Annotated in this window: 13 protein-coding genes; 2 read left to right on the forward strand and 11 right to left on the reverse strand. The window is 45.3% G+C overall.

Annotation, left to right across the window (positions count from 1 at the left end):
- The 9 genes from C233_RS0100325 to C233_RS0100365 form a co-directional block, all read right to left on the reverse strand.
- On the reverse strand, positions 1–2,094 hold the full coding sequence (locus C233_RS0100325) for a S8 family serine peptidase (RefSeq protein WP_018665615.1): 2,094 nt from the start codon (positions 2,092–2,094) through the stop codon (positions 1–3).
- 46 nt (positions 2,095–2,140) lie between these two features.
- Entirely contained in the window at positions 2,141–4,102 is a 1,962-nt protein-coding gene (locus tag C233_RS0100330; protein WP_025068517.1) for a BACON domain-containing protein, read from the reverse strand.
- An 18-nt stretch (positions 4,103–4,120) separates the two neighbouring features.
- Positions 4,121–6,877 carry a DUF4458 domain-containing protein gene (locus tag C233_RS0100335; RefSeq protein WP_026314678.1) on the reverse strand — a complete coding sequence of 919 codons (2,757 nt, stop codon included), beginning with the start codon at positions 6,875–6,877 and terminating at the stop codon, positions 4,121–4,123.
- A gap of 29 nt (positions 6,878–6,906) precedes the next feature.
- Positions 6,907–8,838 carry a DUF5003 domain-containing protein gene (locus C233_RS0100340; protein ID WP_025068518.1) on the reverse strand — a complete coding sequence of 644 codons (1,932 nt, stop codon included), beginning with the start codon at positions 8,836–8,838 and terminating at the stop codon, positions 6,907–6,909.
- 16 nt (positions 8,839–8,854) lie between these two features.
- Positions 8,855–9,763: a DUF4984 domain-containing protein gene (locus C233_RS0100345; protein ID WP_026314679.1), complete on the reverse strand. Its 909-nt coding sequence runs from the start codon at positions 9,761–9,763 to the stop codon at positions 8,855–8,857.
- 18 nt (positions 9,764–9,781) lie between these two features.
- Complete coding sequence (locus tag C233_RS0100350; protein WP_025068519.1) at positions 9,782–11,308, reverse strand: RagB/SusD family nutrient uptake outer membrane protein; 1,527 nt, start codon at positions 11,306–11,308, stop codon at positions 9,782–9,784.
- Positions 11,309–11,326: 18 nt separating this feature from the next.
- Positions 11,327–14,263, reverse strand: a complete 2,937-nt coding sequence (locus C233_RS0100355) for a SusC/RagA family TonB-linked outer membrane protein (RefSeq protein ID WP_025068520.1) — start codon at positions 14,261–14,263, stop codon at positions 11,327–11,329.
- 520 nt (positions 14,264–14,783) lie between these two features.
- The gene (locus C233_RS0100360; RefSeq protein WP_025068521.1) at positions 14,784–15,659 is read right to left on the reverse strand and encodes a DNA/RNA non-specific endonuclease; all 876 of its coding nucleotides are present in this window, start codon (positions 15,657–15,659) and stop codon (positions 14,784–14,786) included.
- Positions 15,660–15,677: 18 nt separating this feature from the next.
- Entirely contained in the window at positions 15,678–17,354 is a 1,677-nt protein-coding gene (locus C233_RS0100365) for a SulP family inorganic anion transporter (protein ID WP_018665623.1), read from the reverse strand.
- Between the two features lie 384 nt (positions 17,355–17,738).
- Between C233_RS0100365 and rbr the strand changes: the two genes are divergently transcribed.
- The gene (gene rbr, locus C233_RS0100370) at positions 17,739–18,317 is read left to right on the forward strand and encodes a rubrerythrin (RefSeq protein WP_018665624.1); all 579 of its coding nucleotides are present in this window, start codon (positions 17,739–17,741) and stop codon (positions 18,315–18,317) included.
- Positions 18,318–18,341: 24 nt separating this feature from the next.
- On the opposite strand, the gene C233_RS0100375 is transcribed toward rbr, so the two are convergent.
- On the reverse strand, positions 18,342–18,842 hold the full coding sequence (locus C233_RS0100375) for an HU family DNA-binding protein (protein WP_018665625.1): 501 nt from the start codon (positions 18,840–18,842) through the stop codon (positions 18,342–18,344).
- A 245-nt stretch (positions 18,843–19,087) separates the two neighbouring features.
- Positions 19,088–19,717, reverse strand: a complete 630-nt coding sequence (locus tag C233_RS22095; RefSeq protein WP_018665626.1) for a hypothetical protein — start codon at positions 19,715–19,717, stop codon at positions 19,088–19,090.
- Between the two features lie 424 nt (positions 19,718–20,141).
- On the opposite strand from C233_RS22095, the gene C233_RS0100385 reads away from it, so the two are divergent.
- The gene (locus tag C233_RS0100385) at positions 20,142–21,212 is read left to right on the forward strand and encodes a sensor histidine kinase (RefSeq protein ID WP_018665627.1); all 1,071 of its coding nucleotides are present in this window, start codon (positions 20,142–20,144) and stop codon (positions 21,210–21,212) included.

Raw genomic sequence — 21,212 nt, forward strand, 5'->3', positions numbered from 1 at the left:
TTACATCCACCCGTTATCGTTTGCATTTTTGCGAACTGTTACAGTGATAGTCTGTTCCTCTCCGTTGCTTGCCTTTACGGTAATCTTGGCAGCTCCGGTTTTTACTCCGGTCACTTTCATAAGCGTATTCTCGGTACTTACCGTAGCAACGGTTTCGTCGGACGATGTACAAGTGTAAGTCAGGTTTTCACCGTCGATGAAATAGTAAGCCAGGTTGAGGGTCGATGTAGCCGATTCTGCCACATATACGTTAGGAACTTTCATATCCGAACCGCTTCCTGCGATACTGTTCAGCAATATTCCGGCATCTACGACTCCCGTACCCATTTTACCGATGTATTTGGATAACTCTACCTGAGTAGGAGAGGCAGCTACGGAAATATGGTTTCTGTAATAGGTTTTCTTTTTACCTCCTTCATAATAGCTGTCTACCGGTTTTACCGAGTTTTTCAATAATTGTATGAATTCGCTTGCCTTGAAATGACGTCGTTGCTGTACGGCATACGACAGTCCTAAAGCTGCTACGCCGGATACGTGCGGGCAAGCCATGGAAGTACCGTCCATATAACCGTAGGCAGGTTCTCCGTTCTTAATCATAGTAGAAAGAATGGAGCCGGAAGCTACACCGTTGTCCGGGTCGAAAAATTCCGGGTCGTCTTTTCCTACGGGATTATAGTACTCCGTGTCTCCTCCCGGTGCGCAAACATCCACTTCCACACCGAAGTTGGTATAAGAAGAAGGTGTAAAGTCAGCAGCTACCGCACTTACGGTAATACATTTGGAATATGCCCCCGGGTAGCCGGCGACTCCTGCGTATTCGTTACCGGCTGCAAAAATGGCGATACCGCCGTCGATTACGCCATTCGGCGAACCCGCATTGTTGATGAAGTAATCCAATGCTTCTTTTTCCAACGGGTAAGTCGTAGCCCATTCTTCTTCAGTAGCAGGTCCGGGAACATATCCCTCTAATTCGCTTGCTTCCGGGGAATTGTATCCCCAACTGCATTGCAGGATAACAGCTCCGTTGTCGGCAGCATATTTTATAGCTTTGGCTTCTCCGTCCAATGTAACGCCGCTTTCGCCGGAAAATACCTGGCACGACATGATTTTTACACCGGAATCTTTCGAACCGTCTCCTCCGGCGATGCCGCATACGCCCGTGCCGTTGTTATTGGCGGCAGCAATCGTTCCGGCAACATGCGTACCGTGTCCGGTATCGCTGGCATCTGTCCATGAGATAATTCCGGTATTGCTTACAAAGTTATATCCGTATTTATCGTCTTTATATCCGTTGCCGTCCGCATCTTTTCCGGCATAGAGTTCTTCCTCATCGTTAATCCAAATATTGTCTTCCAGGTCGGGGTGGGAGTACATAACTCCTTCGTCCAGTACGGCAACGATGATAGAAGGGTCGCCTGTACACTTTTGCCATGCTTCGTAGCAGCCTACGTCGCATCCGGCTATCGATTTATTCTTTAAATCGTTTTTATTATCGAAATCATTGCTGCCCGAATTATGATAGTGCCATTGAAATTTCAATCCCGGGTCACTGAATGGGCTTGTTTCCGCTCCGCTACGTGTCATCGCTTTTTGTTGCAAAGCACTTTCGTTGATATAAGTTCGGTAGCCTTTGGTACTGTAAGCACGCTTAATGCGTGTATTACCTTGCACTTTAGAAATTTCTCCCAATTTGCTGAGGCGATTGGCAGCTTCCTGCAAATCCGTGTTCTCGTCGAATTTCACCAGATACCACAGGTGAAGTCCGGCAGTACGGGTACGTTCTTCGTTTTGAGGGTCTACCGGGAAGATACGTTCAAAATGGTAACCGCCCAATATATCCAGCACCTCGTCAGTGGAAGGAATTCCTGAACGGGTCATGACACCGCTACTTTTGGCAGCCCTTGTCATGGTCTGGTCGAGGATATCGGTCATCTCCGGCTTGAACTTAATCAGCAACTCGCCCGAGGTGACATCTGCCGGAAGCCGAATTTCCGTCCCCCCCGTAGGGGTAGACGGTTGTTCTATGATTTCCTGCTCCGTACAGGCTGTCATCGCCAGGGAGAAGAGTGCTATATAGATGAATCTTTTCTTCATTGTTTCTTTTTAAAAATAATTCTTGTTAATGATATTTGTTTTCGGATTATTCCGTTGTCGATGCATTTGCTACATATCTGTAATAGTATAACGGATAAGCTACACCTTGTTCTGTGGGAGAATCAGGAGCTTCGCTACCGTAGTAGTAACTATAATCGAATTTATCAGCATTGATATTATCGAATCCCACTTTTTCACCCTCTGAATTTCTACCGTCTTCCTGCTGATTGAAGACCATGCCTTCCGGATACCATTCAACGAAATGCGGGTGGAAAAGAATCCATTTCGGCAGCGAGCCTGTCAGGAAGTTGAGGTTGATATAGAACTCACGGGCTTTTGGCAATACGCGTGGTATCTCCTGTCCTGTGACATCCTCAGGGGTTTCGCTGTTTGTATACTTAATTTTCACCGTATTATTCTCAGATAGTAACCATCTGCAAGTGTCTCCTACTAATTTATCCAGGTAATCGTTCTCGTTAGTCGAGAAATCGCTTTCATCGTACCGAGTCCGTTTACCTGCTGCAGTCAGTGCTGCATCTACTTCATCATCATCCGGTAACTTACCTTCGATGAAATTGTAAGAAAGTTGCAATGACCTCAAATTATCCCATGTCAATAAATCCAAGAACGCTTGTCTTTCTCTTGTTTCACTACTTATGTTGATATGAAGACCTAAATCTTCTTTATTTTTATCCTTCGGACTCAGGTCGTAGTATGAATCTGTAAGGCGGCATCCTGTCAGAGTCAATGAGTGGAGTTTCTTGAATTCCTTCTCATTAACAACTTCCATTATATCCGCTAATGAAGTAAAGTTGTTACTTCCCAAGTTCAGTGTTTCCAACTTATCACCTAAATTAATGAAGTTGTCAGGTAATTTATTCATACCGTAGGAAATCACGCTAAGATTTTTCAGATATTTCAAATCACAGATTTCTTCACCTAAAGAAACAGTACGTGTCTGACGGTTGGTATTACTCTGGATAGTGAACGATTCCAGGTATTTCAGATAACGTATTTCCTTAGGCAAGGTTTCACCGTCTTTTAAGTCGAACATCATAAGTTGCAAAGAACGTACGCGTCCTACAGCTTCTGCCTCGGGCAAATTCTCGTCAGTAGCTTCCCAAAGGGTTACATAATCCCAATTTTGCATACTTTCACTGGTATCGAAAGTTATCATACTTTGTATTTTTTCGTTGATTGTAACGATTGCCAGTGAGTCACCCGAACGGTTATCTTCAATTTTCAAAGCCGGCTTTTGGGTTACCGTCAAGAGAACCGACTCAATCGGATTACCGTCATTATCCACTAACTGGTCTTCTTCCGGATTTTCCGGTACCAGCTTGATTTTAGCGATACGGGTATAAGGAGCAGTATTCATTTCCCAGCGGAAACGTGCCTTGATTGTACGCGGACGTGCTTTTCTATCCAGATTTACTTCCAGTTCGCTGTCTTTTGGCATAGTCAGCCAATCTTTCGATTCACTTTCGACTTCGTTTTTCTCCTCCTCTGTCATGGATTCTTCTGCAAAAGAATACACTATATTTTCATCGATTTTGAAGTTGACATTGGTCGAAATCGTAACATCGAAATAACGCTTGTCATATTCTGCAGAATTCTCAATTTCTATTTCCGATTCTTTTAACAGAATTTGCTTTCCGAAACCGAACTGCGTTATAGTAATTACTTTAGGTTCCTGGCCGTCCAGAGAGAAACGTACCTGTGACGTACGTGAAGTATTCTCCAATGTGGAGTCGATAGCCAGGGTACAATCTGCCGAACCTATACCGTTTGCCGGAGAAACAGCTATCCACGGTTTCGAGGCACTTGCCACCCAGTTGGAGTAAGAAGAAACAGCAACGCTTTCAGTTCCCCCTTCAGGGCCTATTGTAATTTCTTCTTTATCCACTGCAATGCCACCTGCTATTGCCGGTTCATCATCATCCTTGCACGAGGTTATAAACCCCATGCAAAGAATCAATCCTAATGTTATTTTACTTAAATATTTCATTAATAGAATTTTATTAGTTTATCGTTTAATATCCAAAGCATCACAACCGCGAATATCCTGAGTCTTGTCATAAAAGAGTTTATACAGACCGGCTTCGATATAAGGACATACGCTCGTCAAATCGATAGAGATATTCGGATTATCCTGAATATCCAGTATCCAAAGCTGGGGAGTCATTGTTTCGTTTACTTTGCGGATATCGTTCGAGCCGATTTGCAGTTGAATCAGGCTTGGGCAAGTCGTGATTCCTTCCGGCCATTCGCGCAAAATACGGTTTCCTTCCGCATCGCGTTGGTGGCGAATACCGAATGCCTGTAACTGACTACTGTTCAACGGCTCTGTCGGGAATTTCGAGAAACAGTTATAGCTCACATCCATATTTTGCAAATAAGGCAATGTGGTTGCCCGGAAATCATCGGACAGTTTTGTCAGTTTATTGAAACGCAGGTCGATTACAGACAATAAGTGCGTATTCTTGTAATTTCCATTTTTCGGTTTTAAAGAATTCTCAGGAATTTCCGTCATCAGGTTATTACTCAAATCGATAGTAGTAATAGGAGAACCTTTTGAGAATAATTCCGTCGGGAATTTTGTTATTTCATTGTTCGACAGTGATATGGTAGACGCATTGATTCCATTGAAATCACTTTCAGAACAATTTATGTTCTTACCAGCGTCGGAACCTATCATATTATATGAAAAATCAACCGAACCCATTACATAGACAGAACTCGCATTGAAAATATTAGGAATATACTTTAATTTATTGTGTGCAAAACTTAACGTTTCAACTTGGTCTGTAAATCCACAGAAATTGTCTGGAATCTCTGTGATTTCATTGTAATCCAAAGTTAAGGTTGCCAGTTTTACATGCGAACCGAAAGCTTCCAATTTTCCTTTAAGTTGATTCTGAATGCAATCGAGTAAACCTAATTTTTCCATTTTTGCCAATGATTCGCTTGGAGGAAATTTTGTTAAATTATTGTATCCTAAATAAAGAATTTGCAGTTTGGCGCCTACTGGTGCGTCCGCCAGTCTTTTCCAGTCTGCGGTAAGTTGTTCGCCCGTGCCGTTTTTGGTTCCGTTCAGCCCGTCGATACCTTTGTTGCAGGCAACATTGAGCAACTGCAGTTCGGGAAGGTCGAACAGGAATTCGGGAAACTTTGTCAGGTTAGGACAGTTGTAAAGCTCTACATCCGTCAACTCCGTCATGTTCTTCCAACTCCATGAACTGCTTTCAGTTTCATATTCTTTTGCATATTCAGATTCTGCATTTTCCCAATCCTCACAGATATCCTCTGCTTTAATAGGAGAATTGGCTATATAAAGCTGCTGCAGTTTAGTCAAACGCATAATTGCTTTTGAGATAAACGTAATGTTGTTGGTAGTCTGCCCAATCTGAGTATCTTTGAGCTGGATACGATTGTTTGTCTTGATTTTCTTATGTTCGGGATTTCTGTTGATACCGTCTTTTAAGAGGTCCGACATATTTTCCCGCGGGTCATAATCCAGGAAATGTTCTTTATAATGCATACGCATTTTCTGTTTCTGCGCATCAGTCATATCTGGAGTAATTCCATTCGGACCGAACAATCTGCCATTTATTTTTTCATTGTGCGAACCAAAAGAGAGAACTTTTAATTCCGTCAACTGTCCGATAGCGTCCGGAACCCTTCCTTTTGCACCGAATCCTTCCAGACTCAAACTGATGACACGGCCTTTATCATTCAGACTTACTCCTGGCTGATCGCCCCACATATCTATTTCTTTATTGAAATTCCATGTAGCGCCGGCAGGAGTACCATCACCGTAATAACTCCATTCTTTTCCGTGCAAAGCTTCCCATATTTCTTTCAGCGCTATATAATCTTTGATGTATTCTGCTGTTTTGGAAAGTTGAATAGGTACTGTAGCCTCTGTTTTCTTATTGTTTTCAACAACAAAAGACTCTCCCGAAACAGTTTTACCATCCAAAGTTGTTTTACTGCTTCCACTTTTTTTATATATCGTATATCCGGTTACTTTGTAAGTTCCTTGTGGCAACCAGATTACAGAGTCACAACTGGCTGTACCGATATCCATGTATTTATCATTGGGATTATCCGCATCCTGATGTTCTTTGTAGTCTTCTTCATAAGATACTTTCAGGTTTGTAATCGTTGTCTTTGCGTGACTGAATGTATTGGTTATTGTAACATCCATGATTTGGATATCTTGAAATAAATAATCAGGCTCACCAGTAGCTTCTTCCCCGCTTGCACGGGTGGTAAGTCCGTCTTTAATCAGTTTGAAAGTTACCATACCCCGGGAAACAGCTTCAGCAGTCAAATCTTTTTGTTGAAGTCCTCCGCTGACAATGGTAAATTCATCGTCCTCGCCAACCGAACCGGCCAGTAACTCTTCATCCAGTCCGTCGTATAGATAGTAACCGACTATTTTATATGTACCGACAAGCAATTGCAACTTATCACTGCGCAAACCGAATTCGGCATTTTCGTCGCTATAAGAGTTCAGACGTAAAGTCTGTGAGATTGTTACACCTTCATGCAACATTACCACATTTATTTTCTGCGCCTCAGATAATAAATCGAGTTTATCTTTTGCGCGAGTAGCTGCTCCTTCTTCAATAGTTTTTTTATAAAGTTTGAACTGCACATAACCATACTGGCTTTGTAGTTCCTTATCGTCGTCGGAGCATCCTGTTACCATTATCATTGTCAGCAAGCTGACAATGAATGGTAAGAAAAATATCGAATATAATTTTTGTAGATTCATTTAATCTATATTAATTTTAATAGTTTATATTATGCTTTACTGGCTATTATTCCATATTTATCACCATTTTCACAAATAGCTACAACTAATATAGTTTTATCTTGTATGTCACCGAATGCTCCGAAATAAACTTCTATTTTACCTATTTCCTCATTACCCATATTATCAAATCCCCACGTAACATCTGTTGAATTTTCAATTTTGACGCCCTCGTTATTCTCGGTCAGGTCATAAACTTCAAAATTAGTAATTGGAGAAGGTTGCATTTTGATATCGACTATATCTCCGTTGCTTTTAGTTTCGTAAATTTCAGTCAATCCATATTTTGTTTTGAGAGTATTAGCATTAGTGCCATTATATTTAGTTGCATTAGAGCCTCCTATTATAATGAACTTTTGTGTTCCGTCATTTTTGTATGCTTTAACAATCAACATTGCAGCCTCTGATTCATTTTCTCCTTTCACGACTATAAATATATCTTTACCTTCTGCTTTTTCAGGATTTATTGCGATTTGGTTCTCTAATTCCATAGTTGCAAACTCATTATCAGACACCTCTGATTCATCTTCGACATAGTAACTTTTAAAAGAAGATATATTAAAAGCAACTGTTACTAAAATTCTTTCTTCTTCGGGAACTTGAAATTGTGAGATACCATTAACTTTATAAGTTGATTTATAATGATCACTCTTTTCTCCTTCATACAAAGTACATTCAATAGCTGATTGTTGTCCTGTGCTATATTTGACTTCAAAGAATTGGCCTTCGCTGATTTCTTCGATTTCCTTTTGAGTGAATTCTATCACGAGATTGTTTTGCCCATATTTATATGCAATTTCATTTCCGTCAATAAGATTTTCTTCTAAATTATTTTCTATTTCTTTATATTGACTTCTTGAGAGGGCAAGGACATATCCATTTCTTTCTGTCTTTTCGCTTGTATCAAGAGGGTCGACTGTTAACGTAACATTACCTTTGTCTTTTCCGCAATGCATCCATGCATTTTCTTTATCCATTAACTGAAGGCTATTGTTTCGTATTTCTATGAATACTATTTCATAGTCGTCTTGCAGCGCTTTGATGGTAAATTCCAATTTATCTTGGAAAGTTGTACTACTTTCTGTACCGGATATTCCGCCACTTTTCTGGGTAAATGTCTTCCCATCTAATGATACAGTCCAATTTGATGAGTTACTTGTAGGACTGGATATAACTATTGCATTAGCATCCATACCTTTATAGTAAACCGGGAATGAGAAAGATGCCTTTCCTGCTTCGTCAGCGAAAGTAATTACATTTTCGTCGCTTGCCTCAACCGGATATTTCTCACGATTTTCATCGTTCACGATTTGTAAACCACTTTCTACTTCTTCATCGGGTACACCAACGAGTGAACCGTCTTTCAAAGATATCCAATCAGGGAAGTCTTTTGCTGCAAAACGGAAGTTAGCTTTCACCTTGAACGGGATGTAAGTATTGTATCCTACTTCAAGCTGCTCTATTTCATTGCCTTCCATGTCGTATATTTTCAGTTCATAACCTTTGGCAGAACGTGTGATTTCGGCAATAACAGAAGTTTGGCCTCCCATAGCCAGTTCGAGTTCGGCGACACTTGCTTCGCCTGTAGTCTGTTCACTATCCGTAACTTTAATCATTACTGTCTGTGTACCGGCGCTACCGGATACGGTTACATCTTCTGTTCCGTCTTTTTCAAGTTTACACCAAATGGCATTAGAGGTCAATCTCCAGTCGAGATTTGCATCGAAAGTAAACTCTTTTGTTTCACCGGCATTGCATGAAATGCTTTTCTTTTCCGGAAATTCCGGAGCTTTTGCACTTTCGCCGTTATCTTCTGAACATGAACTAACACAAAAGGCCGTGACTAATCCAATAAGTAGCCAACTCTTACATATTCTCTTTATGTAAGAACTTTCCAATGATTTAAAACTAAGCTTTTTCATATTCATTGTTTTTTTATTAATATCCTTGTTCCTTTAATTTCTCGGCCTCCCCTTCACTAATCCATTCGATGATATTAATGAAAGTACCTACTGTACCGTACAGTGACCCGTCCTTATTGTCTACACTCAAAGTAACGTACTGGAGCACGAAGTTTTCGCAAGTACTGTAATAGGAAGTATAATTGGTAGGTTGGTTTATCAGCAACTTGCCGTCACCGTAAACCGTGCTGAAAGCTTCTCCCGTAGTACCGCATACCTGCTCTTCCATTTCTACGAGTGGTTCGAGTACATCATCACGGTCGAATGTTATCTTCGTATCGTATCCGTCATAATAAAGCCCATGCAATGCGATAGTATTCTCTTCGCCCTCGACCACATCGGAAGTTATCAGACGCATGGTTACGTTGGCATTCGGTATATCCGAACCGCCGAAGAAAGTAGAAGTAACCTTGCAGTATCCGGTGAAGTTATTGATATCGAACGGGCATGACTTCTGCAATACCACTTTAGCTTCTATCCCGTACATATCCCATTGTTCCGATTCGGGAATGACCAGGCGCAGGGCAAATCCCAAGGAGTCGCTGATGCCGATATTTTCGTAAATACCTTGTACCTCGACATTGGTAGCCATTTCGCCCGCCTTGATAGTTACGGTGTTCGAAAGAAGCTTGTAATGCCTTCCCTCAATGGCATTGCTTTCCTTGTCTATCACCTCTACGGCAAATGTACGGTCGTAGTCGGCACGTGTGGTAGCCGATACGGGAACATCGAATTTCTCGTTGCTCTCCTGTACGGCATAATGATAGAGGGTATCGGAAAACATCAGATAATTAGGACCACTGTAAACCACCTTGTCCTGTTCGCATCCGGCAAGGCTTGCCAGGGCAGCAATGGCTGCCACACATCCAATTAATAGTTTCTTCATTATCGTATGTCTTTTATCTTATTTGTTACTTTCATTGGGTTCCACTTCCGAGCCCGGCGCATCGAGTTCGTGCTGGGGTATCGGCCATACGAACAGCGGGTCGTCCTTCTCCACTTTCAGGCTGCTGCCGTTATCCAGTGACTGGTCTTGCGGCTCGCGTTCGAAACCCTTGTGCCAGCGTTTGAGGTCGTGCAGGCGGAAGCCTTCCATATACAACTCTTTCACACGTTCTTCTTCGATAACCTCCATTGCATTATCCTTGCTCATGGCGGTGGAGCCACCGTAGGAAGAGTAACGTGCCGCGCGAAGCGTAGAGATGTCGCTCCCGGCTTTTCCGTATTCCTCTTTCTGTGCATAAGCTTCCGCACGAATCAGGTATTGTTCCGACAGGCGGAGCACCTTCGGCATATTTACATGGATGATGTTATACTGCAAGAATTCCTCGTTGCCGAAATACTTGATGAGCAGCGGCCAGGTAAGCCCGTGACTGTAACCGGTAGTGAACGACTGGAAGATAGTGGATACACGCAGGTCGTTCGTGTCGTACAGGTTGATAACCCATTCGGCAGGTACATAGTCCGGACGCAAGGTGCTGAAATCGTAGTTGGCAAAAATGCTTCCCAATGCACCGCCGTAAGAGTTGACGGTGAAACCCACCTTCCAGATAACCTCCGTAGAATGGTCGTTCGTCCACATGTATTTATAATAGCTGATACCCGAAGAAATCTCCTGCGTACAGCTTGACAAAACGTAATAACCGCTTTCGATAACTTTGGTGGAATACTCGATAGCCTCGTCCCACTTCTTCATATAAAGGGCTACGCGGGCACGCAAGGCATATACCGTATATTCGTTGAAATAAGAAGAGTCATACAACGCACCCTGTGTCGTCGTATCGAAATCGTCCTCGAGCTTCAGCAGCTCTGCCGCGCGTCCCAGGTCGTCCAGTATGAACTGGTAAGAATCTTTGAGCGAAGCGCGCTTCATCTCTTCGTCGCCCCGGTAATGCTGGGTCAGGATAACGCCCAGCTCGTTGGCGGCATCGTCATCGCTTTCGTAAGCCTTGCAGAACAGCTTCACCAGTTCGGAGTAAGCCAGTGCACGGGCAAAGTAAGCCTCTCCGCAGTACTGGTCTAACTTGTCGAGGTCTGAATCGTCGGTAACCTTATTCCGTACATTGTCCACCCGGTCGAGCAGGAAGTTGCAACGGTTGATAACATCGTACAAAGAACCGTACACGGCTTCGATGTCAGTATTGGTAGGTTTGATATCGTTCCAGCGCCAGATGTCGCCGTAGATATTGCTGTTTCCGTTTACCCCGTACACGAAGTCGGTCTGCAAGTCGGGCAGCAGTGTCAGGTTGCCGGAATAAAGGTATGAGCTTTTAAAGGCATCGTATATGCCGATTACCGCCAAATTTACGTCGGACACCGTTTGCAGGGACTCGTCGAAGGGAATCTCGTCCTCGGGCATCTTGTCCAGGCAGGAAGTGGCGGACAATGCCACGGCGGCCAACATTATATATAATCTGAATTTTCTAATCATCTTTCTTACTATAATTATTTAGAATGAAACTTCGATACCCAGTGTGAACTGGCGTGAAGCCGGATACTGTGCCCGGTAGACATTGCCTGCCATTTCGGGGTCGAGTCCGGTAAATCCTGTAAAGGTCAGCAGATTCTGCCCTTGCAGGTACACACGTGCAGCCGTGAAGAAATTGGTTTTCTTCAGCAGGGATTGCGGAAGTGAGTAAGCCAGCATTAAGTTTTTCAGACGGAGGAATGAAGTATTCTCAAGGAAACGGTCATCGAGCTGTGCCACCACTCCGTAGCGCGGAATGTCCGTGATGTCTCCGGGTTTCTTCCAACGGTCGTACAGCAGGCGTTTGGACTGGTTGTAGGCGCTGTACAACCCGTTGCTTTCTTCGAAGAAGCGGTCGTTGTTCATTACCCAGCGGTCTGCCATCCAACTGAACTGTGCCGACAGCGAGAGGCCTTTCCACGAGAAAGTCGTGCCGAAACCGCCCGCCCACGGAGCCTCGAACGTTTTTCCGGTCATCACCTTATCGTCCTCATTGAACTCGGTAGTCAGCTCCCCGTCTTTGGTGTACCAAAGGGCATCGCCGTTGGCGGGGTTCACACCGGCATAGCGGTTCAGGAAGTATTCGTTTACAGAGTGTCCCACCACGTATTTCAGTCCCGTCGTGGAGTTTACATATTCCTGTACGCCGTTGTATAGTTCCACCAACTTGTTCTTGTTGTAAGATACGTTGGCATTCAGGTTCCAGGTAAAGTCTCTGGTACGTATCACATCGCTGTTGACCGAGATTTCCACACCGCGGTTCACCATGGCACCGATGTTTTCCCAACGGTAGCCCTCGCCGGTAATGGCGTAAGATTCGGGCACGTACATCAGCATGTTGGTGGTCTTTTTGTGATAGAAGTCGATGTTCATATCGACACGGTTGAAGAAGCCCAGGCGCAGCCCGATGTTGTTAGACCAGGTCTGTTCCCAACCCAAATCCTCGTTACCGCTCTGTTTGGGATAGATACCGGCTTCGTCGTTATAGTTCGGTCCTCCGGCAACGAGTGCGAGGTGGTCGTAGTTCGGTATCTCCGAGTTACCGGAAGTACCCGTGCTGAGTGCGATTTGTGCTCCGGTAAGCCATTCGATGTCTTTCAGGAACGCTTCGTTCTTGATATTCCACATAAATCCCAGCGACCAGAACATACCCCAGCGGTGGTCTTTACCGAAACGCGAGGAGGCGTCGGTACGTGCGGCTACCTCGGCATAGTAAAGGTCTTGGTAGTTGTACTCTCCGCGGAAGAAGAACGAGAGGTAGGAATACGCCTCGTTGGAGTCTGCCCATGAAGAAGCACGCGTACCGGAGCTTACGTTCGTCAGGAAGTCGTTGGCCTGTCCTTTGGTTATCACCTGGAAACCGTCCGACTGGTAGTCCACCGCTTCCTGTCCCAGCAAGAAGTTGAAGGAGTGGTCTTTGTTCAGCTCCCACCGGTAATTTACGGTGGTCGTTTCGCTCAATGTAAGAATATCGGACGAACTGCGTCCTGCCGTTCCCTGCTGGTTATTGATAACATAGCTGGGATAAGACTGCATGAAAGCGGTAGAGTGCGAATAGTCGGCGCCGAACTGCGTATGGATAGTCAGGTTTTCGATAGGCGTTATATCCGCAAATACGGTAGACAATACTTTATACTTCTTATGCTTCAGCGGATTGTTCGCCATCCACTCGATAGGGTTCTGTCCCGTACCGGCCCATGTCCCGTCGTTTTCGGACGCCAGCGAGCCGTCTTTGTTGTAAGGACTCCAGTAAGGAAGCATGAAGCGCGAGCCGGAGATAGGCGTGTACAATGCCATATCGCCCTCTTCCGTCTGTTCTATTTCTTCATAGGCAGCCATTGTGTTCGTGCCTATTTTCAGCCACTTGCTTGCTTTCACCTCTGCATTGGCACGCATGTTATAGCGGCGGAAAGATGAATTCTGGGCGATACCGTCCTGGTCGTAGAAGCCGCCCGACACGTAGTAGTTGAGGCGGTCGGTAGCCCGGTTTACAGAGAGCTCGTAGTTTTGCAACGGTGCGCGGTCATTGAAAATTTCGTCCAGCCAGTTGACGTCGGTACGCGACAGGAGGTCGTAATCCTGTCCGGTATCCAACCCTATCTCCTTTTCGAACTGGATGCGCTCGGGCGTATTCATCATCATCCATTTGTCGTTGGATGCCAGTTGCGAGAAACCGTACTGCGCACGCAGCGTTACCTTCGCCTTGTCCATGGCAAGCCCCCGCTTGGTGGTGATAACTACGACGCCGTTTGCAGCACGTGCTCCATATATAGAAGTAGAAGAGGCATCTTTCAATACGGAAATCGATTCGATGTCTCCCGGGCTGATAGTGTTGAAGTCCGAGCTTGAAATGGGCACCCCGTCCAGGATGAACAGCGGCGATGTGCCCGAGTTGATAGAATTCGTACCGCGGATTTGGAATACCGCCGCCTTGCTGGGCTCTCCCGAATTGGAGATAACCGACAGTCCGGGCGTCTGCCCCTGCAATGCCTGGTCGAAACCGGCAGCCGGAACATTTTCCATTTTGTCCGCTTTCACGGTAGATACGGAACCGGCGATAGTTCCTTTTTTACGGGTTCCGTACGCAACCACCACCACCTCGTCTATCAGGGCGGCATCCGGTACAAGACTGACATTCAGCGTACCCGTCCGGGCGCTGACCGCATGTTTTTGTGATTGCATACCGATGTACGAGAATACAAGAGTAGCTCTTGCCGTACCTTTAATCTCAAGATTGTAGTTACCGTTTACATCGGTCACTACACCATTTGTGCTTCCCTCTTGCAAGATTGACACGCCAATCAACGGTTCATTATCTTCATGCGATATGACCTTACCTTTTACAAAGAAGCCCTGTGCAAAGGCAGATTGAACAGTCAATAATGTAAGAAAGATAAACCAAAGAATAAATCTTCTCATCCTTGCCTTTAAATTATTATTGATTAAAATTAAAATTGATAAATTTGCTGTAGAATCGTCAGGAACAGGTTGTAGGAATCCTCTTAGCGTACTATTTCATCGCGTTTCTTGATGTTTCTCCAAACAGAAGACAGAGTATGTACTGCACTGCATTTCATTTTTTTAGTGAAAATAAAATTTATTATGTAAAACTCTGCAAATATATAAAATAGATAGAATTACCGCAGAAAAATCGAATAATAATTACATAACAAATTATAACTCAACAGCGTGATTATATTATTGAAATATAGAAAAAAGGAAGGTTTATTATAAAACTATAACGGGTATATAGGCTAAAAAGTGTTATAATGTATATATATACATCGATAACGTGACAATATGCTTATTTGAATGTGTAAGATTAAAAAACGTTAAGAGCACTTCTCCTTTCCGTACACATCGTATAACGTGCAGTATATCGTAAGTGCTTTCAGCAAAGGTTTAGAGAGATGTGGCATGGACGAAATAACTTTAATATTCACTTCCAAAGGCTTATATCATACTCTGCTTCTACCTGTTTCTCTATATTGTCAGGCAGATTAGGGAAGAAATCTATATTTGTAATATATTCTACTTCATCCACACTTTTTGCGTAGTTTCTTAGCGGACGGTTGCCCGGTATATTTTTGTAAATGAAGCCGATAGCTTTGGGAGGATTGCTACTTGTACAAAGAACCACCTTGAAAAAGGCGTCGGGCACGGCGACCTTGTGCTGCCGGCCGATAGTGCGGTACTTGCCGCGGGGCGGCACGGGGCCGCAAACAATGTAAATCTTGCCCTCTTTCCTTGCCCATTCGCGGCAGGCTTCTTCCAGCTCTTTCCAGTCTCCCCGATTCAGGTTATGGTTCTGGGGGCAGATATTAGTCATGTAGAAACTCTCCTGCATGGCTTTCCAATGCCAGCGGTTGTCGCCGGCGGGGCACATATGTCCCCGGTCCATGCCGGAGCGTTTGTAGTCGTCCGTGGTTACAGCCTGGCTTTCGGGCAGGTCGGGGTCGGGCAGGAATTTGTCGGTGCGGCTTTCGCGTTCGGCGAGTTTCTCGGGTGTCAGCTCCCAGGCAACCCAGTTGGGCAGTTTCAAGTCCTTGTTGTAAGATACCGTGTAACCTTTCCGGTGCAATATCTGCTCGGCAACGTTCTTTAAAGGAGCGGGATAAAGCACATCCCGGGCGGTTGCCGGAACGGTGGAAGCTTCCCGCGCGGTTACTTTTCCAGCAAGCCTCGTCACAGTGGCGGGAAGGTCGATATCCAGGGCACCCGCTATCGGCTCATAACCGATACATACAAGGCATACCGCTACGATTAAGTAGAGTAACCCTTTGGACTGCTTCTGCTTTCTTCTTTTCCTTGCCACGGTCAATCAATCGCTATGTTACAACAACTGCTTTGCCTTTTCCAGCGCCACATTGATGTTGGGGCAGATATTCTCTTGCCCCAGCAGTTCGTAGAAGCCGGATTTCTCCAGGACACGGTGCACCTTGTCGTTGACGCCGGACAGTACAATGGTGATTTTTTCCTTTTGGGACATCTTGCAGAGGCTTTCCAGGTTATGGATACCCGTAGAGTCGATGAAGGGAACCTTGCGCATACGGATGATACGGACTTTGGGGCGGTCGCCGAGCTGTGCCATTACTTCCTCGAACTTTGTTGCGATACCGAAGAAGTAAGGGCCGTTGATTTCGTACACCTCCACGCCTTTCGGGATAATGAGATGCTCCTCGTTCGTAGTGATGTCCGATTCGGCGTTCGGGTCTATCTCGTCTTTGATAACCGATATTTCGGTCGTTTCCATGACACGGCGCATAAAAAGCACGCAGGCAATGACCAGACCTACCTCGATAGCGATTGTCAAATCGAAAATAACGGTCAGGAAGAAAGTAATCAGTAATACGGTGACATCCGATTTCGGGTTCTTCATCAGCGCCCTGAACACACGCCAGCCGCTCATATTATAAGATACCACCACCAACACACCGGCAAGGCATCCCATGGGGATGTATTGCGCCAGCGGCATGAGCAGCAGCAGAATAAGCAGCAGCACCGCCGCATGGACTATGCCGGCCACGGGAGACTTGCCGCCGTTGTTGATATTTGCCATTGTGCGGGCAATGGCGCCTGTGGCGGGAATGCCGCCGAAAAGCGGGGTAATCATGTTGGCAGCACCCTGGGCTATCAGTTCGGTGTTGGAGTCGTGTTTGTCGCCGATTACGCCGTCGGCTACCGTAGCCGAAAGCAAGGACTCTATGGCTCCCAATACGGCAATTGTAATGGCAACGGGAAACAGGTTCTTAATCGCTTCCCAGTCCAGGGCGGGCATCACGGCATCGGGAAGCTCGGCTTTGATGCTGAAACGGTCGCCTATGGTGTCGATACAGCCTATGCCGCCGTAAGTTTTCATCAGGTAAACGACAACGGTCACTACGATAATGGCGATGAGCGAGCCGGGAATTTTCTTGGAGAATTTCGGGGTAATGGCAATGATGAAGATACTGGCGATGCTTACAGCCGTGTTCCACCAGTTAACGGTGTCGAAGTGGCGGAAGTAAACCAGCCATTTTCCGACAAAGTCTCCCGGAACTTTTTCCCCGCCGAAGTCCAGGCCGAATACATCTGCAACCTGGGTGGTGAAGATAGTGACGGCGATACCGCTTGTAAAACCTACGATGATAGGATAGGGTATGAACTTGATAACCGCTCCCAGCTTGAATACCCCCAACAGGATAAGGATAACGCCCGCCATGAGCGTGGCGACAATCAGCCCCGCCTCTCCGTACTGCTGGATAATGCCGTAGATAATGACGATGAACGCGCCGGTAGGCCCGCCAATCTGTACTTTGCTACCCCCCAGCAGCGAGATGATGAAGCCGGCGATAATAGCCGTGATGATACCTTTTTCGGGCGATACCCCCGATGCGATACCAAACGCTATGGCAAGCGGCAAGGCTACGATACCTACGATGATACCGGCCATAAGGTCTGCCATAAAAAGTTCTTTTGAGTAATTTTTTAAAGCCGTGTATAGCTTGGGCTTGAATTCGAACGCTTTCATTTTGTCTTAGAAACTTTATTTTACTTACAGCTACCCCGCTGTTTCCGAAAGAGGTTGCAAAATTAGGTAAAATAATGCAAATAGCTATAACTATTCAGTTCTTTTTACTCCCGGCGCATCGTTCGGAACATTTTCCCGGCGGATGCCTGAACATAAACGCTCCGTTTTTTGTTATCAATATCGGATTACTTGTTATTGATTATAGATAAAAGAAACAGCCTCACCGGATTTATGAAACGAAATAGGTTCAGCCTATGGAGCGATAGATAAATCCGATGAGGCAAAGTGCGGTTTTATCAAACTAAATTCGTAAATTTGTCCTGTCCGCCAAAGGAAATGAAAACAATCCATACGTAATTATATTAACTAATAAAAGAAGAAATTATGAGCAAGAGCATTAAAGGAACCCAGACAGAAAAGAATCTGCTGACCTCATTCGCCGGTGAATCACAAGCAAGAATGCGTTATACTTATTTTGCAAGCGTTGCAAAGAAAGAAGGTTACGAACAAATCGCCGCTATCTTTACCGAAACCGCCGACCAGGAAAAAGAGCACGCAAAGCGTATGTTCAAGTTCCTGGAAGGAGGCATGGTAGAAATCACCGCTTCGTATCCCGCAGGCGTTATCGGCACTACATTGGAGAATTTGCAGGCTGCCGCCGCAGGCGAACACGAGGAATGGTCGCTGGATTATCCCCACTTTGCCGATGTGGCCGAGCAGGAAGGTTTCCCTGCAATCGCCGCCATGTACCGTAACATCTCTATCGCCGAGAAAGGACACGAGGAGCGTTACCGCGCTTTCATCCAGAATATCGAAACCGCTTCCGTTTTCGCCAAGGAAGGCGAGGTGGTATGGCAGTGCCGCAACTGCGGTTTTATCTATACGGGCAAGGAAGCCCCCCAGGTATGCCCGGCTTGCTTGCATCCGCAGGCTTACTTCGAGGTGAAGAAAGAGAATTATTAATGTAAGACGGATATAGTTCTCCGCTTACAGGCGGAGGACTCTGTTACGGAAAAAGGGTGCACCTCCTAAAGGGTGGTCATCTTGTTCTCCTTCATCCGAGCCTTCACCGGGAGAGGGAGAACCTGCGCCGCCCCATTCTTCCCAAAAGATGTTGTCGCTGACAAGGGTACGTGTCATGGTCGAGTCACCGCTTTTGCGGCGGGCTTCCGGAATAAAGCGTACACGGACACCGTTGATGAGCGTCGCGTTCACCTCTTCTGCCGTACTCACTCCGTTTCCGCGAGCCTGACAGGTGTAGTAGAAAGTTCCCACGCCCTCCAGTTTTACGGTACGTCCGTTTGCCATGTAATCGCCCAGTACGCCGCCGAGAGCCTTCAGCACGGCATACGTGTCTGCCGGACTGACGGTGGAGATTTCGGCCAGTCGTTTGGCCACTTCGTCCGTTGTCACGGGTTTGCCCACTGTGACGGATTTCGGATACCATTTCCCGTTAATCCTTTGCTGTTGTTTTTTGTAAAATGCCATAAATTAGAAAGTTGCGTTCTTTCCTCTGCGCATAGGGTAAGAGGCTCGTGCGGTGACGACCTTTATGCCGTCCGGTGACGGTTCGAAAGCGGTCTGGTGACGACCTTTTTCCATCTCGGCTTATGGAAGAAACAAGTTACGTCTATACCCGGGAAACTTTCTCCCTTCCCGGCATTGGGAGTTGTTTATACCGAGGAATAGACGATAACCCCAACAAAGGTTTTCTCCGGAACGGAAAAAGTGCGTTACCTGCCGTTTACATCATAGCCCACTTTCAGCTTTACGTTCTGCACCGGCATGAACTGTATGTTCATTTCCATTTTGCTATGCGGATACATCGGCGTCAGCAACGGATTGAGCATGTTCGAGTGTTCCAATGCAGAGTAGTCGAAAAGCATTTGCAGTCTCCAGCGGTCGGACAGGTCGTAGTTAATAGCCCCGACACCGCCAAAGTCCCAGCATGGTCCCGTCACGGGCAGGGTGTATCCGGAAAAATACCACCCGAGGTCTAATGAAAACCGGGTAGTCAAAGGTATATTCCGCAGGAAACGGATATAAGTCACCGAACCCCACAGAGGATAAGTCGTATGGCTGCTCAATGTGTGGAAACCTTTCCACATACTTCTCACCGAATAATCCCCGGAAAAAGGGAATGACGAAAATCTGATAGGACGGTTTCCCCAAGGCAACAGCCAAAAGTCCGTGTTTCGTACCATGAACCTGTTCTTCCCTGACGATTCGGAAACAGGGTGATTCCTTATGACATGCACGGTATCTGCCGGCATATTCTCCCGTCTGTATTTACCGGGATCTGCCAGTTTGCCGGGCAGTATCACCTTTTCTCCGGTCAAAGAGTCCGAAACCGTATGTTCCACTGTCTGGGAACAAGCCAAAAGTGCACAGCACAAACACCCTACAAAAACAACAAATCTATGTACCATATAGCAATAAAAAACAGTTTTCCGTTATTGCGCAAATGTAGGAATAAGTGCCGTCCGCTTAAAACGACATCCGGCTGAAAGGCAGGAAAATGTTCCCGAAACGTAGAATACTCCCCTTAAAATGTTTTTCGTCCCCAAGTATGCCGGGATTGCTTTCCTGCCGGTCACGTTAAAAAAGGGGACAAAATGCAAAGAACACTGAAGTTTCGGAGCGGATTATTTATATTTCAGATACGAAATTTGCCGTTTCAGTGGAACAGGTCTTATATTTGTTTCGGGAAAATACTACTTTTGAAGGTCTGTAACCTGTATGGTTGCAATATCAACAATAAAGCAACATAAATAAAAGAATGATTATATGGATAAAATTACAATCAAGTTCGATAAGTTCAAGGGGAGGTTGCTGTTTACCCCGCTTCTGAGCCTTTTATATTACCTGATAGTGTTCTTTATGGACAGGGAGTATTTCCGGGGCTTCCTCTCCGGAACGGTCGCAAAGCATTTCTATCTGCAAGATTTTATGTGGACACTCCTGTTCTGTTTCATTTTTACTGAAATATCCATATTCTATAATCGGCTGGTATTTAAGAAACTGAATATTTTCAGCCACTTCTATCAGAAAATGTTGGCCTGTTCTGTCCTGTTGTTTCTGATAAACAATGCAATAGCTTACATTGCATCGCTTTTCCTTAATTTCCTGTATCCTGCGGATCTGTCCGAATTTTACCAGGGGCTTTACATATTCGGTATGATGATAACGTTCATTTCGTGTATTTACAGCAATATGGTATATCTCGAAGCCTATCTTATAGCCGAGAACCAAAAAAAAGAAATGGAAATCAGACTGTCAAAAGAAAAAGAAGCTGCCACCAAGGCAAGGCTGAACATGCTCAGGTTCCAGTTCAATCCGCATTTCCTGTTCAACAGTTTCAGTATCCTGTCCGAACTGATTATGGAAGACCGGACGCTGGCCGGAAAATTCACGGAACATCTTTCCAAGGTATACCGCTACATCCTCCAGAACCTTGACAAGGACATTGTCTGCATTAAAGAAGAACTGAAATTCCTGGATTCTTACTTGTATATGATGAAAATCCGTTATGAGGATGCCATACATATACAGATACATCCCGAACTGGAGCATACGGAAGGTAATATTCCCCCGGCCAGTCTGCAACTTCTGGTGGAAAATGCCATTAAACACAACCGGGTTTCAGAGAGACAGCCTCTGGCTATCTCTGTCTACCGGCAGGAAGAATATATCGTGGTGGAAAATCCGGTCCAGCCGGTCCTTTCCGGCTTCGGTTCTACCGGGGTAGGATTGCAAAATATCAAGGACAGGTATTCCATCCTCTGCGACAAACTGCCTGTCATAAACAAGACGGACAGCTCGTTCATTGTAAAACTGCCAATCATTAAGACGTACTGA

It is taken from the genome of Bacteroides gallinarum DSM 18171 = JCM 13658, assembly GCF_000374365.1.
Taxonomy (GTDB): domain Bacteria; phylum Bacteroidota; class Bacteroidia; order Bacteroidales; family Bacteroidaceae; genus Bacteroides; species Bacteroides gallinarum.